This is a genomic window from Rhodococcus sp. ARC_M5 (assembly GCF_022810405.1).
Taxonomy (GTDB): domain Bacteria; phylum Actinomycetota; class Actinomycetes; order Mycobacteriales; family Mycobacteriaceae; genus Rhodococcoides; species Rhodococcoides navarretei.
Window position 1 is genome coordinate 634,598 of record NZ_JALGQE010000001.1, and the last position, 14,069, is coordinate 648,666.

At 64.3% G+C, this 14,069-nt stretch carries 13 protein-coding genes; 4 read left to right on the plus strand and 9 right to left on the minus strand.

The window, feature by feature from the left end:
- From MTX34_RS02775 to MTX34_RS02805, 6 genes are all read right to left on the minus strand, one after another.
- On the minus strand, positions 1–489 hold the full coding sequence (locus MTX34_RS02775) for a nucleoside deaminase (protein WP_243608360.1): 489 nt from the start codon (positions 487–489) through the stop codon (positions 1–3).
- 305 nt (positions 490–794) lie between these two features.
- Positions 795–1,946 (minus strand): alpha-hydroxy acid oxidase, encoded by a 1,152-nt coding sequence (locus MTX34_RS02785; RefSeq protein ID WP_243608361.1) that lies wholly within the window; start codon positions 1,944–1,946, stop codon positions 795–797.
- Positions 1,947–2,062: 116 nt separating this feature from the next.
- The gene (locus MTX34_RS02790; RefSeq protein WP_243608362.1) at positions 2,063–2,857 is read right to left on the minus strand and encodes an ABC transporter ATP-binding protein; all 795 of its coding nucleotides are present in this window, start codon (positions 2,855–2,857) and stop codon (positions 2,063–2,065) included.
- A complete protein-coding gene (locus MTX34_RS02795) occupies positions 2,854–3,627 on the minus strand; it encodes an ABC transporter permease (RefSeq protein WP_243608363.1) in 774 nt (257 codons plus the stop codon). Before MTX34_RS02795 ends, MTX34_RS02790 begins: the two co-directional genes overlap by 4 nt.
- Complete coding sequence (locus MTX34_RS02800; protein ID WP_243596314.1) at positions 3,624–4,436, minus strand: ABC transporter permease; 813 nt, start codon at positions 4,434–4,436, stop codon at positions 3,624–3,626. The genes MTX34_RS02795 and MTX34_RS02800 overlap by 4 nt, the downstream gene beginning before the upstream one ends.
- Positions 4,433–5,422 carry an ABC transporter substrate-binding protein gene (locus MTX34_RS02805; protein WP_243608364.1) on the minus strand — a complete coding sequence of 330 codons (990 nt, stop codon included), beginning with the start codon at positions 5,420–5,422 and terminating at the stop codon, positions 4,433–4,435. The genes MTX34_RS02800 and MTX34_RS02805 overlap by 4 nt, the downstream gene beginning before the upstream one ends.
- A gap of 168 nt (positions 5,423–5,590) precedes the next feature.
- Between MTX34_RS02805 and MTX34_RS02810 the strand changes: the two genes are divergently transcribed.
- The 3 genes from MTX34_RS02810 (at position 5,591) to MTX34_RS02820 (ending at position 9,197) form a co-directional block, all read left to right on the plus strand.
- Entirely contained in the window at positions 5,591–6,427 is an 837-nt protein-coding gene (locus MTX34_RS02810) for an alpha/beta hydrolase (RefSeq protein WP_243608365.1), read from the plus strand.
- Positions 6,428–6,630: 203 nt separating this feature from the next.
- Positions 6,631–8,019 carry an NAD(P)/FAD-dependent oxidoreductase gene (locus MTX34_RS02815; protein ID WP_243608366.1) on the plus strand — a complete coding sequence of 463 codons (1,389 nt, stop codon included), beginning with the start codon at positions 6,631–6,633 and terminating at the stop codon, positions 8,017–8,019.
- Positions 8,020–8,156: 137 nt separating this feature from the next.
- Positions 8,157–9,197: an agmatine/peptidylarginine deiminase gene (locus tag MTX34_RS02820; protein WP_243608367.1), complete on the plus strand. Its 1,041-nt coding sequence runs from the start codon at positions 8,157–8,159 to the stop codon at positions 9,195–9,197.
- A 111-nt stretch (positions 9,198–9,308) separates the two neighbouring features.
- Here the strand turns inward: MTX34_RS02820 and MTX34_RS02825 are convergent, their stop codons facing one another.
- Positions 9,309–9,932, minus strand: coding sequence for a TetR/AcrR family transcriptional regulator C-terminal domain-containing protein (locus MTX34_RS02825; RefSeq protein ID WP_243608368.1), 624 nt, complete (start codon positions 9,930–9,932; stop codon positions 9,309–9,311).
- Positions 9,933–10,037: 105 nt separating this feature from the next.
- Between MTX34_RS02825 and MTX34_RS02830 the strand changes: the two genes are divergently transcribed.
- Positions 10,038–12,062: an amidase gene (locus MTX34_RS02830; protein ID WP_243608369.1), complete on the plus strand. Its 2,025-nt coding sequence runs from the start codon at positions 10,038–10,040 to the stop codon at positions 12,060–12,062.
- A 142-nt stretch (positions 12,063–12,204) separates the two neighbouring features.
- Here MTX34_RS02830 and MTX34_RS02835 read toward each other — a convergent pair whose 3' ends face one another.
- Together MTX34_RS02835 and MTX34_RS02840 are read right to left on the minus strand one after the other, a co-directional pair.
- A complete protein-coding gene (locus MTX34_RS02835; protein ID WP_243608370.1) occupies positions 12,205–13,155 on the minus strand; it encodes an alpha/beta hydrolase in 951 nt (316 codons plus the stop codon).
- Positions 13,156–13,196: 41 nt separating this feature from the next.
- The gene (locus tag MTX34_RS02840) at positions 13,197–13,994 is read right to left on the minus strand and encodes an SDR family oxidoreductase (RefSeq protein WP_243608371.1); all 798 of its coding nucleotides are present in this window, start codon (positions 13,992–13,994) and stop codon (positions 13,197–13,199) included.
- Positions 13,995–14,069: the final 75 nt, after the last annotated feature.

The window sequence follows — 14,069 nt, forward strand, 5'->3', positions numbered from 1 at the left end:
CTACTCCGCAGACGTGTGACGTCGTCTGTGCAGTTCGCGAACGGCGTCGCTGAACTCGGCTACCGGCCCTTCCACGACGATCCCCGGAACGATCTGCTGAATCGGTGACGGCGTGATCGCAAGAGGTGCTGCGCCGAATTCTTCGAGCCACGTGAGCAATTGAGCCGTTGACGTGGCATAGACGATGCGGCCGAGTCCGACTATGCCGTGGCTTGCAGAGCACATCACGCAGTGTTCACCGGAGGTGTAGACCGTCGCCGATCGACGCTGATCGGGGTTCAGGTTGGTCGCGGCCCACCGAGACAGTGCGATCTCGGGGTGCTGGGTGAGATCGTTCAGGTCGCCGACCCTGTTCCGGTCCTCGGCCAGCAGCTCGCCGCTGTCCGACACCAGAACCGAGCCGAACGGATCGTTGCCCGTGCGCGCCGCCTCTGCCGCCAACTCGACAGCACGGGCCAGGAATGAACGGTCACTCGAAGAGATACTCACTAGGCACCGGTGCCGACGATCGAAGTTTTCACGCTTCGACCGTACCGTCTCGAAACACACCGCACGCCGGCCCAGCAGTACGGCACCGCGGCTGGGGGTCGACTGGGCTGCGGTTGCACCACGCGCGGAGTTGCCGTTCGCGCGGTCCAACAAGATTCCGCACGTCGGCGATCTGCCGGTCTGGGCGGCCTGGTGCTTCCGCGTGAAAGCCGGCCACCGTAACCGCGCTATCGGGCGGTATCCCACGGGTCACAATGCGAAAAGATCAGCGCCGCTGAGGTAGTGCGGCGTCGCCCCTTCCTGGCCTACCTCCGCAGTGTCACCCGTCCCCGAACGTCCGTCAGTGTCTGTGCACCCATCAGCTGCATCGTCCGAGTCGCCTCCGACCGAAAGATGTCCAGGGCGGTGGTGACGCCACGCTGTCCGCCGGCCATCAGTCCGTACAAGTACGCGCGCCCCACCATCCCGGCCGTGGCCCCCAATCCCACTGCGGCAATCAGATCGGCACCGGTCGAGATGCCGGTGTCGACGTACACCTCGGCATCTGATCCGACCGCGTCGACTACCTGCGGTAGCAGTTCGAGAGGAGTCGGGGCGCGGTCGAGCTGACGACCTCCATGATTGGACACCACCAACGCATCCGCACCGGCATCGACGACGATCCGGGCGTCATCGATGTCCTGAATCCCCTTGACCACAAGCTTTCCAGGCCATTCGGAGCGCAGCCATTCGAGATCGGCCACCCTCAGAGAGGGGTCGAACATACTTTTCACCAGTTCGCCGACGGTGCCTTCGAAAGACGTCAGATTCGCGAACTCCAGCGGTTCGGTGGTCAGCAGATTCATCCACCAACTGGGGTGCCGCGTCATGTCGGCCAGGGTGCGCATGTTGAGCGTCGGCGGGATCGTCATTCCATTGCGGACATCGCGCAGGCGGTTACCGGGAACGGGTGTGTCCACGGTCAGAACCAAGACGTCGACCCCGGCCTGGACTGCTCGTTCGACGAGGTCCTTACTGGCCGCCCTGTCCTTCCACAGATACAGCTGAAACCACGTGGCACCGGTCGGTGCCGTTCTCGTCACGTCCTCGATCGTCGCGGTACCCATCGTCGACAGCGCGTACGGCACACCCGATGCCGCCGCTGCTCTCGCCACCGCTGTTTCACCTTCGTGTTGCATCATTCTGGTGAATCCGGTGGGGGCGAGGATCAACGGGAGCGACGCTGTCCTGCCGAGAATCGAGGTCGACGTGTCGACCGAGCTCACGTCTCGCAGCACATGTGGTCTGAACTCGACTCTGTCGTACCCCTCGCGCGCACGTTCGATGCCGATCTCCCCCTCGGCACCACCGGAGACGTACTCGAACACCGACTTCGGGGTACGCCGACGAGCAATCTCGGCGAGATCACCGATGGTGTGCGCGCGCGAAAGACGTCGTTCGACAGGATCGTGCTCCATCGCGCGCACTTTGAGGAACGGCGCCACCTCGCGCCAACGAGGCAGCCTCCGATGCGTCCGCGATCCGTTCGGGTCGACGGGGTCGGACATCGACTCGCCTCTCGCTTCCATTCTTGTCAGGCCACCGACACGGCGGGGTCGGCGAGATCCGGGCGAATACGCCGGAGTACGTCCATCCGGAGTGAGCCGAACAGGCCCGAACTCTTGGTACTCAACTGATCTCGTGCATCCGGCAGTGGCACCGGAACGGTAGCCGTCACCGATGCCGGTGATCCACCGAGAACGATGACCTTGTTGGACATGTACACCGCTTCGTCGACGTCGTGGGTGACGATGATGACCGTCATTCCGAACTCGCGTTGCACCTTCATCGTCAGGTCTTCGAGATCGGCGCGGGTCTGGGCGTCGACGGATGCGAACGGCTCGTCCATCAACAGCACACGTGGCTCGAACGCGAGCGCCCGTGCGATGGCGGCCCGTTGCTGCATTCCGCCGGACATCTCCCAGGGATAGTAGTCACCGCGACCTGCCAGTCCGACCGATTCGAGGGCGGATTCGGCGCGTCGACGCCGCTCTGCCTTCCCTGTCGTGCGGCGCAACGGAAGTTCCACGTTTTCCCTGACGCGCATCCACGGCAGCAACGAGCGGCCGTAGTCCTGGAACACAACGGCCAGATCCGCCGGTGGCCCGTCGACCGTTCTTCCGTTGATCGACACCTCACCGCTCGCCGAAGTGAGCCCGGCAACAGCACGAAGCAGGGTGGATTTGCCGGTCCCGGAATGGCCTACGATGCAGACCAATTCACGTTCGTCGATGGTGAAGTCGACATTTTCGAGCACGGGCCCCGGTGCACCGGCGTAGGTCTTGCAAAGTCCACGAACGGCCACTGCGGGCGTGGGTAGGTTGTTCATTGTGCTGCCGTCGTTTCCAGTCGTAGACGATGCCACCGAAGGGTCCTTCTCTCCACTAGAGCGAACAATAGGTTGAGTCCATAGCCCAGCAGGCCGAGCATGATGAGTCCTGCCCACATGTCCGTCATCGCATATGTGCGCTGCGATTGCAGGACGAAGTAGCCGATGCCTTCGGACGACGCGAACAGCTCGCTGCCCACCATTGCCACGACGGCAACGGCAACGCTGGTTCGCATTCCCGCGATGATCTGCGGTGTGGCGGAACGAAGGAACACGCGCACGCTCGAATCCCAGACGCCGACGCGATAACTCCGTGTGACGTCGCGTACCAGAGGGTCGACGGCGCGCACCCCGTCGACGGTGTTGAGCAACGTAGGCCACATACAGGCGAAGGCGATGATGGCCACCTTCTGCACGACGTCCGTGCCGAGCAGCACGATCGTCAGCGGTATGAGGGCGATAACCGGTGTGGCCCGGATGAATTCGAGTGTCGGAGACAGCGCACGATGTGTCTGCGGCATCGAGCCCAAGGCAAGTCCGAACAGAATCCCGATCGTGACGCCCAGGACGAACCCGAGCCCGAAGTTTCGGAGGCTGGGCACCACGTGCACGACGAAGGCATCGGAGAACCACAGGTCAGCGAAACGCGTCATGATCTCGTCGAGCGACGGGAAGTAGAACGACGAACTGTTGCTCGACGCGAACCACCACACCCCGACGAGAAGAATCGGCAGCCAGGCCTCGACGGCGAGGGAACGAATGCGGGTCACGACGGGATCCTCTGCGACGGGTGCCAGCGGCACAGCCTGCGTTCGACCGCCGCGAACAGATACAGCACGGCGACACCCATCAGGGCGGTCACCAGAGTCAACGCGAACACATCGACCATCTGCGCGTTCATCTGAGCCTGCGCAAGCGTCTTGCCGATACCGGGTACCGAGGCCAGTAGCTCGATGCCGATCGCCAGGAGCATCGCCATGACCGCGGCGATACGAAAGCCGGTGGCCACGAACGGAGTAGCGGACGGCACGATCACGAAGCGGATGACCTGGAACTTGGTCAGGCGATAGGACCGAGCCGCTTCGAGCGCGGCACCGTCGACGTCACGGACCCCGTACATCGTCTGGAGCAGGATCGGCCAGACGCAGGCAGCCACCACCACCGTCAGTTCCGTCTGACGGGTGGTTCCGTAGATGAGCGCGACGAGGGGAATGATTCCCAACGTCGGAATGGACCGAAGAAATTCGATGATGAATCGGCAACTGCGGTAGGCGAAGTCGCTCGTGCCGAGCAGAATTCCCACCGGTACGGCGATGATCGTCGAGTACAGCAGGCCCAGTGCCCACCCGGTCATGGTCGACGCGATATCGGTCCAGAACGACGACGTCGTCGCCATCTCGAGTACTCGGCCGACCACCGGAACGGGCCCGGGGATCGTGTCGGCGGCGAACAGGCCCGACGACGACAGGGCGGTCCAGCCGAGTATCAGCACGATGGGTGCGATTGCCTTCGTCGCTGCGGCGGGCATCGCCGTTCGCACGCGGAACGTCGGCACGGTGCGCAGCGCCGCGACGGTCATCGGGTGAGCCCACTGACGTCGGCCGAGGAATCGAGAGCGCCGTTCTCGCGGAGAATGGTGGCAATCTCGTCGATTCCCGTTGCGTCGACGCGGCTTTCGAGTGCCGGGTACCCGGTGTCACCGACGGTGTCGGCAGGGGTGCCGAAATGTTGGACCATGGCGGCGCGCATGTCGTCGGGGTGCGAGTCCGCGTACTCCACTGCCTCGTCGAGCGCTGTCCGAAACTTGTCGACCACCTCGGGGTTGGTCTCGACATAGTCGCGGGTCCCGGTGACCACGACTCGTGGCGCGGGGCCGAAGACCTGCTCGATGGGGTCGCCAAGGGGTGCCTCGAATTGTCCCGTCTTCAACAGGAGACTGGCGAAGGGATCACCGATCAGAGCGGCGTCGATTCGATCCGCGGTGATCGATTCGCCCATGGCGGAGAACGGAACCTCGATGATCGACACCCCGCTGCCGTCACCGCCTGCTTGGTCGACGACGCCTCGGACCCCGTACTCGGATGCCGATGCCAGTAGGTTCACCCCTACCGTCTTGCCTTCCAGATCGGCAGCGGTGCGAATAGGACTCCCGGCCTCGACGAGCAGGGTGGAGCCGGTGCGTCCGTCCGGGCCGGCCTGGAACGTGGAGACGCCGCCGACCACGGCGAGGGGGATTCCCTTGCCCGCCGCCATCACGACGCCGGGTCCGGTGTTGGGGTTCATGTCGACCTGACCGCTGAGGAGACCACCGACCAGGTCCGCCGGCGTGATGTCGACGAGTTCGATGTTCAGTCCGTTGCGTTCGAAGATCCCCTGGTCGACACCCAGCAACACTGCTGCGTAGTCCGACAGTTGAACGTTGCCGAGACGGACGGTAGTCAGTCCGTTCTCCGACGCCGCCGGGGCGCTCTGCGTTCCGCCGCATGCGGTCGCGGTCAGCGCCAGCAGAATTCCCGCCGTCGCAGCAATCGATCGCGTTCGGACATGTCGGCGCTGTGGAATCATCTTCGATCACCTTCGGTTGGTCGGACCAGCACTGCCTGCTGCAGCGTCGAAAACTGACGATAGTGACGGAGACCACACCGCGATACAGAGGAACCATCCATATTTCTACGTGCGCAGTGGGTGTCCAATCCATGCCCTCCGGAGCCGGCTTCCCATACTGTCGGCATCATGACCATCGATCGAGTAGCGGTATCCGGCGGCGACATCGTCGTCGAAACACACACCGGCAGCAGTGAGCCCGTCCTCGTGGTGCACGGAGTGTCCAGCCAACGCATGTTGTGGGGTTGGCTGCGGGCGGAGTCGCCGCACCTGACACTCCTCGCCCCGGAGCTGCGCGGTAGAGGTGACAGCGTGGGCGTCGCGGGAGCGTCCTCGTTGGGTCGACACGCGGACGACCTGGCCACTGTCTTGGATGCCCTCGGTCTCGACTCCGTGCACGTGTGCGGAATGTCCATGGGCGGGTTCGTGGCAGTCGAGTTCGCAGCCCGGTATCCATCTCGAGTGAAGAGTCTCGTTCTCGTCGACGGGGGCGTGCCGGTGGCACCGCCGGCCGGCCTGACCCGGGAGTCGGTCGGGGCCGTGTTCGCAGAGAGGATCGCTCGAACTCAGCAGCACTTCGAGACCGTCGACGAATACGTCGACTTCTTGGTGTCGACGTCGCTGCCACTACTCGACCCAGCCGATCCGCTCCTCCGGGCGTACGCCGAACACGATCTGGTCGACGGCTCGGTGCGGCTGTCGACCGATGCGGTCGTCTCCGACGCCGAGGATGTGTTCTTCGGCGAGTCGCGGTTCCGAGAACTGACGATGCCGATTCGATTCCTGCACGCGCAGTGGAGCGTTGGGGAGAACTCGGCACCGATGTACTCGTCCGAGGACATCGATGCGCTCGACCTGACGTCCATCACCCCGATGATGGGACTCGATCATGCCGGCACGATCATGACGTCGTCCGGTGCCGCTGCGGTGGGAGCAACAATCGACGAGGCGCTGCGGGGCGAGTGATCCAGCCCTGTCGCAGTCGCAAAGCGATACACGACCACCTCGCCGACGTGCTCGAGGCGATCGCGCCCCTCGAGCACTGATTTCCTACCCCGTGGAGGCCTGAATGTTCGAAACGGAGTGCAGGATTGCGCTTTAGTAGCCACTTCGTCGTGTGCGCCTCGGGTGGATTCCGGACACAATCGAGGTGCTATCGGCCGAAACCGATGTACCGCGATCAAAGGAGCTCGACAGTGCCCACCCTCGAACGCGACGTCGCTATCGTCGGGGCCGGCCCTTCCGGCCTGGCCGCAGCAACCGAACTACGCAAGGCGGGGCTGACCGTCGCGGTTCTCGAGGCACGCGACCGCGTCGGTGGGCGCACGTGGACGAACACCATCGACGGCGCGAGCCTCGAAATCGGCGGTCAGTGGGTCTCGCCCGATCAGGAGTCACTGATCGCGTTGATAGACGAACTCGGCCTCGAAACGTTCGACCGGTACCGCGAGGGCCAGTCCGTCTACATCTCCGCCGCGGGCGAGCGGACCCGCTACTCGGGTGACTCGTTCCCCGTCGACGAGACCACGGACAAGGAGATGGACCGACTCGTCGCGCTGCTCGACGACTTGGCCGCCCAGGTCGGCCCCGAAGAGCCGTGGGCGCACCCGCTAGCGCGTGAACTGGACACGATCTCGTTCGAGCAGTGGCTGATTCGTGAGTCCGACGATCCCGAAGCACGAGGCAACATCGGCATGTTCATCGCCGGTGGCATGTTGACCAAACCTGCGCACGCGTTCTCGGCTCTGCAAGCAGTGCTGATGGCCGCATCGGCAGGTTCGTTCTCCCACCTGGTGGACGAGAACTTCATCCTCGACAAGCGCGTCGTCGGTGGCATGCAGCAGGTGTCGATCCGTATGGCGGCCGCCCTCGGAGAAGACATCTTCCTCGACGCGCCGGTGCGTACGGTGCGGTGGAACCCCGACGGCGCAACGGTATTCGCCGACGGCGACATCGAGGTACAGGCCAAACGCGTCGTTCTCGCCGTTCCGCCGAACCTGTACTCGCGCATCTCCTACGACCCGCCGCTTCCGCGTCGCCAGCATCAGATGCACCAGCATCAGTCGCTGGGACTGGTGATCAAGGTTCACGCCGTCTACGACACCCCGTTCTGGCGCGAGGACGGGCTGTCGGGAACCGGCTTCGGTGCCTCCGAGATCGTGCAGGAGGTGTACGACAACACCAATCATCAGGACAGCCGCGGAACACTGGTCGGCTTCGTGTCCGACGCCAAGGCCGACGCGATGTTCGAACTCGACGAGCAGGATCGCCGCACGAAAATTCTCGAATCCATCGCGCACTACCTGGGGCCCAAGGCGACCGAGCCGGTCGTCTACTACGAGTCGGACTGGGGTTCGGAAGAATGGACCCGCGGGGCGTACGCGGCCAGCTTCGACCTCGGCGGACTGCACCGGTACGGCAAGGACAGCCGCACTCCTGTCGGCCCGATTCACTTCTCCTGCTCCGATATTGCCGCGGAGGGCTACCAACACGTCGACGGCGCAGTTCGTATGGGCCATCGCACCGCGGCGGACATCGTGTCGAGAATCGGCGGATAGCGCCGAACACCAGGTCGCTCGCCTCCCGACAGAGACTGCAACGAGCACACCCTCCACCTACAACCGAGGACACACATGCGCATTGTCACAGAACACAATTCGCCCGCCTCTGCGGCCACGACGTTCGGGAGGCAGTGATGCAGTGGACGATGCCGGCGGAAGGTATCCGACACGAACGGACCTGGATGGCCTATCCGCGCGAGGGGTATTCGCTCGGTGAGACGCCCGAGGAGCAGCACGAGGCTCGCACCACGTGGGCCGAGGTCGCGCAGGCGGTCGCACGATTCGAACCGGTCACCGTCGTCGTCGACCCCGCCGAAAGTGCGGTCGCACGCACATACCTCTCGTCCGAGACCGCATACCCGATCGACATCCTCGAGGCTCCGTTGAACGACGCCTGGATGCGCGACATCGGGCCCACGTTCGTGCTGTCCGAGGACGGTCGTCTCGGCGGCGTCGACTGGGTGTTCAACGGCTGGGGTGCGCAGGATTGGGCGCGTTGGGACAAGGACTCGAAGATCGGCGCGCTCGTCGTCGAGAAGTCCGGTGCCGAGATGATCGATTCACCGATCGTCAACGAGGGCGGCGGTATTCAGGTGGACGGGCTGGGAACAGTTCTCGTCACCGAGACGGTACAACTCGATCCCGGTCGCAATCCCACGCTGTCCAAGGTCGATATCGAGGCCGAACTGGCCCGCACGATCGGTGCCACCACGGTGATCTGGCTTCCCCGAGGCCTCACCCGTGACGCGGAGGAGTTCGGAACCCGAGGCCACGTCGACATCGTCGCTGCCATTCCCTCGCCCGGCGTCGTTCTGGTGCACGACCAACGCAACCCCGAACACCCCGATCACGAGGTCAGCAAGACCGTGTTCGAGATCTTCGAGAACAGCACCGACGCACGCGGCGAGAGGTGGACCATCGTCAAAGTTCCCGCACCGGAGATTCTCCGCGACGCGGAGGGCTTCGTCGACTACAGCTACATCAATCACTACGTCGTCAACGACGGTGTGATCGCCTGTAGCTACGGCGATCCCGCGGACGACGAGGCTGCTGCAATTCTCTCTGCGGCGTACCCGGGTCGCAGCGTCGTCACCGTCGACGCTCGGCCGCTCTTCGCCCGCGGGGGCGGAATTCACTGCATCACACAGAATCAGCCAGAGGCTCAGACGGACTGAGCGGACGCGGGAGCGGGTATCGAATACTGCTCCCGCAACTCGTTCTTGCGAATCTTGCCCGTCGGATTGCGCGGGATCTCGTCGACGTCGCCGGGAAGGGCTACGGCGATCTCACCGCCGCGGGCGTGCCGAGGCGACCAGCATCGCCAGACCCATCTCGAAGGCGCGGGTGGCAATGGGATCGTCGGCATCCTCGTCCTGCACCGTCTGGTAGGCCGCGGCCAATCGCGGGAAAGCCTCCTCCTGGCCCGCCGGATCGAACACGACACTCGGGCCGGACATGTCGAGCACACTGCCGAGGATGAACGATTCGAACGCGGTCAGCAAAGGCAATACGTCCCTGCTGGCCCAGCCGACGGCCTCGGCAGCAACAGAGAAATCCTCGTACTCCGCCAACAACACCGGTGTCGATGCGCGCGTGGCCATGAGGAGGGGAACGGCGCGGTGATGCTCCGCGAAGGCCAATCGGTAGGACCTCGCCCATACGACAAGGCCGTCTTCCCAGGGCAATTCGCGTAGAGGTGCCGAGTCGATCCGGGCCGAGACCAGAGCTCGGACGTCTTCGATCATCGCCGCGCGGTCGGCGACGTGGTTGTAGAGGGAGGTAGGGTTCACGCCCAATTTCAGCGCCACGCCCCGCATGCTCGCGCCCTCGGCTCCGTCCCGATCGACCAGCGCCAATGCTGTGCGGGCAATCAGGTCACGGCTGAGAATGGCGCGAGGTGGTCGTGCCATGGTCGTCTCCTCCTTGACGGTCGTCGAGTACGGACAGCCTTGCATGTCGAGGATTTTTTCGATTCACCCGTTCCCAAAACCGACAGTGTGTGTTTTAGTTTTGTCATGAATTCTTCATCCTTCACCGTGGTCGAGGCCGATGTCGCCGGAGTTTCCGCTGCGCTCGCCGAGGGCACCGTGACGAGCGTCGAACTGGTGGCGCGCTACCTCAATCGAATCGGCCACTACGACCGCACCGGAATCGCACTGAACGCCGTACCGGTACTCAACCCCGACGCGTTCGAGGAAGCCCGCGCAGCCGACCGACGTCGGAGCGCTGGACAGGCTCTCGGCCCGATGGACGGAATTCCCTACACCGCCAAGGCCAGCTACAAGGTGCGCGGCCTTCCTGCGACGGCCGGATCGCCCGCATTCGAGGGTCTCATCGCGACCGACGACGCGTTCGCGGTGGCCCAACTCCGAGCGGCCGGTGCGATCTGCCTGGGCCTGACCAACATGCCTCCGATGGCCGCGGGCGGGATGCAGCGCGGGCTCTACGGGCGTGCCGAAAGCCCCTACGCCGCAGAGTTTCTCACCTCGGCATTCGGCTCGGGATCGTCCAACGGCTCGGGTACGGCGACAGCTGCCAGCTTCGCTACCTTCGGGCTCGCCGAGGAGACCTGGTCCTCTGGGCGCGCCCCCGCGTCGAACAACGCTCTCGTCGCTTACACGCCCTCTCGCGGGGTGATTTCGGTGCGGGGTAATTGGCCGCTGGTGCCTACGATGGATGTCGTTGTGCCACATGCGCGTACGGTCGACGACCTACTGCAACTGCTGGACGTGGTCGTGGCCGACGACGCGGTCACCGAGGGCGACCTGTGGCGTATGCAGGACTGGGTTCCGATCCCCCGGGCGTCGGAGGTCAGGCCCACGTCCTTCACCGATCTGCCGCCGCTGCCGCTGCAGGGACTTCGACTCGCCGTCCCGCGCCTGTACGTCAACGGCGATCCCGACAGTGCGTATCCGATCCACACCCGCGATTCGGTGATGGCTCTGTGGCACACCATGCGCGACGATCTGGTGGCTGCAGGTGCAGAAGTCATCGAAACCGACTTCCCCGTCGTGGAGAATTACGAAGGCCTGCATCCGGATTCGCAGACCATGGTCGACCGCGGCCTGGTTCCCGCCGAGTTCCTCGAACGCGAGCTGGAGGAACTCTCGGTGTGGGCGTTCGACAGCTTTTTGGCCGCGAACGGTCAACCCGGACTCAGCGGCCTGGCCGAGACCGACGGGGCGCGCATTTTCCCCCACCCCACCGGCGCGCTACCCGATCGCTACGGCATCCTGCCGTTCGACACGTCCTACGATCTGGCGGATTACGTTCCCATGGCGGCGGCAGGCGTGACGCCGTTCGACCGTATTCCGTCCGTGGAGGCGGGGATGCGCGGACTGGAAGAGGTCCGCCGCGTCGATTTCGAGAAGTGGTTGCAGGACAATCGGTTCGACGCCGTCATCTTTCCTGCCGTTGCCGACGTGGGCCCCGCCGACGCCGATGTCGACGTCGCGTCCGCCGATATCGCCTGGCGCAACGGAGTCTGGGTGGCCAACGGCAATCTCGTGCCCCGCCACCTCGGCATACCCACCGTCACCGTTCCCATGGGGTCGATGAACGACACGTCGATGCCGGTCGGCTTGACCCTCGCCGGTGCTGCCTACTCCGATACGACACTGCTGCAGATCGCTCGTTCCGTCGACGCCCTCGGGGCACGACGAGTGGCACCCGCACGCACCCCGGCACTGACCGACGAGCAAGTGTTCGACGGTATCGGCCACGCCGGTGAATCGGATGCCGCCATCGCAGTGACCGACGTGCAGATAAAGCCGGGCTCCGCGGGCGAAGAGCTCACCTTCGTCGTCCGGATCGACGGCGGTTCCGTCGATGACGTACAGGCTTTCGTCGACGGGGTGCGAGTGCCGCTCCACATGACGGGCAGCGCTGCCACCGGGACGGTATCGATTCCGCAGGGTTCGTACGACGCCCTGCACAGTGCGTGGCGGGCACCGTACGGCCCCCTCGTCGTCGCCGTCGCCCGCTGCGCAGACGGCGGTGTCGCCGGAGCTATGGCCACGACCGACGGATCGCCTCTCTGAACAGGCCTGCTCCGCCAGGGTGGCCCACGCGATATCGTCGTCATCATCGAAATATGTTCGCAACAGCCACAGTTCGGAGTTGTTCGTACCGTCGGCCATGGAGATCCAATCCGAGAACTGTGGGGTGCACCGAACCGTTCGGTCAGGCGGAGGGGACGGCCCGGAGTTGCAGGGGCACGTTGTCGGCCAGAAACGTCAGTTGATCTCGTATCACCGAGGAGAACAGTGGCTCGACGTACGGATCGAAATGGCCACCGTCGTAGGTCCGTACCGTGGCCTTGCGAACCTTTGCCGCGGCGCGCTGTGCGACGGCAGCCGGGGTCACGGAATCGTCGGACGCGATCTGCACCAGTGTGGGGCAGTCGATCGCGGACATCGTACGGCCTGGGGAATACCGCCAGATCTTCAGCAATATCCGCGCCGCCACGGTCTCCGGGTAGTCGCCGTCGGTCAGGCCCGACTCGAGAACCAAGCGGTCACGCCCTGTCATCGCGTCGGGTGAGACCATCACTGCTCGCGTGCCAGGAAGCCCGACACTGTCGACGTAGTGCGGCGATCGTCCGAGGACTGCGCTGACGCTGTCGCTGATGGCGGCCGGTGCCAGCCGCAACGCCTGCCTGAACCCGGTCGCGCGAACGGCGGCGATGCCGTCGATGTGGGGCACCTGGGCGATGATCGCGGCGAACCGAACGCCGTTGCCCGCCAGCGTGAGTACGTGGCCGCCGGCGAAGGACGTACCCCATCCGACGATTCGGTTCTCGTCGACGCCGTCGAGCGAGCGAGCGAAGTCGACTGCGCTTCGCCAATCGGCAAGCTGCGAATCCACGTCCAACAGTTGGCGGGGTTCGCCGTCGCTGTCCCCGAAGTACCGATAGTCGAAGACGCAGACCACGTAGCCGGCCGCAACGAAACGCTCGGCGTACGCGTAGAGGCGCATCGCCCGGGGAGAGCCGAATCCGTGCGCCATCACGATTGCCGGCAAGTCCCTGGCGGCAGAAGTGTCGGGACGGAAGACCGTAGCCGCGCAACGAACTCCGTCCGACATGAACGATGTTTCGGTACGGGTGAAGCCGGCGTGTTCGTCGGTGGTCATGCGTGTGTCTCTCTGTTCTGCGGCGGGGCAGTGATCGGATCTCACTGCTTGAAAGGGTTGAGGGTTTTACCGAGGTAGTACCCGATGCGAGTCGGAATCGGCTTCGCTGCAGCGGCTGTCACTTTGTTGACCATCCCGGGTACGCATACCGGCGTGCCGTTGTTCACTGCCCGCCATCCTTCTCGCACGACATCCTCGGGGGTCTGCCACAGAAGGGAGGGCAGCTTGGAGGTCGCTGCATCTCGAGTTCCCATGACGTCGTGGAACTCACTGTGGGTGAAACCGGGACAGAGCGCAGTCACGTGGATGCCGTGCGGCCGCAACTCCATGTCGAGTGCTTGCGACATGTCGAGCACATAGGACTTGATTCCGGTGTACAGCAGACTTGCACCTGGAGGAAGCAACGCCGCCAACGACGACAGATTCACGATTCGGCCGTATCCGCGTTCTTTCATGCCGGGCACCGTGAGATGAGCGAGTTCGGTGACGGCAGTGATCATCACCTGTATCTCCGCGGCGTGTGCGTCGAACGGCGCATCTGCGAACGTGGAGTTCCCCGACATGCCCGCGTTGTTGACGAGGATATCGACGTCGACACCGAGGGATGTCATTTTCTCGAAGATGGCCCGGGGCGCAGAGCGATCGGCGAGGTCCGCAGGCACGACATCGCATCGCACACCGTGCTGGGACGACAGCTCGTCCGCCAGTGCGGTGAGTCGGTCCTCGCGCCGCGCGACGAGAACGAGGTTGTGCCCCTCGGCCGCGAGGTGTCGAGCAAAAGCCGCGCCTATACCCGCTGACGCTCCGGTGATCAGTGCAGTTCTTCCGGTCTTCGACATCGACGGGCCTCCACTCTTGAACGGTATTCAAGGACCGTAGCAGGGTCTTGAAGACCATTCAAGATAAGGTTGGTC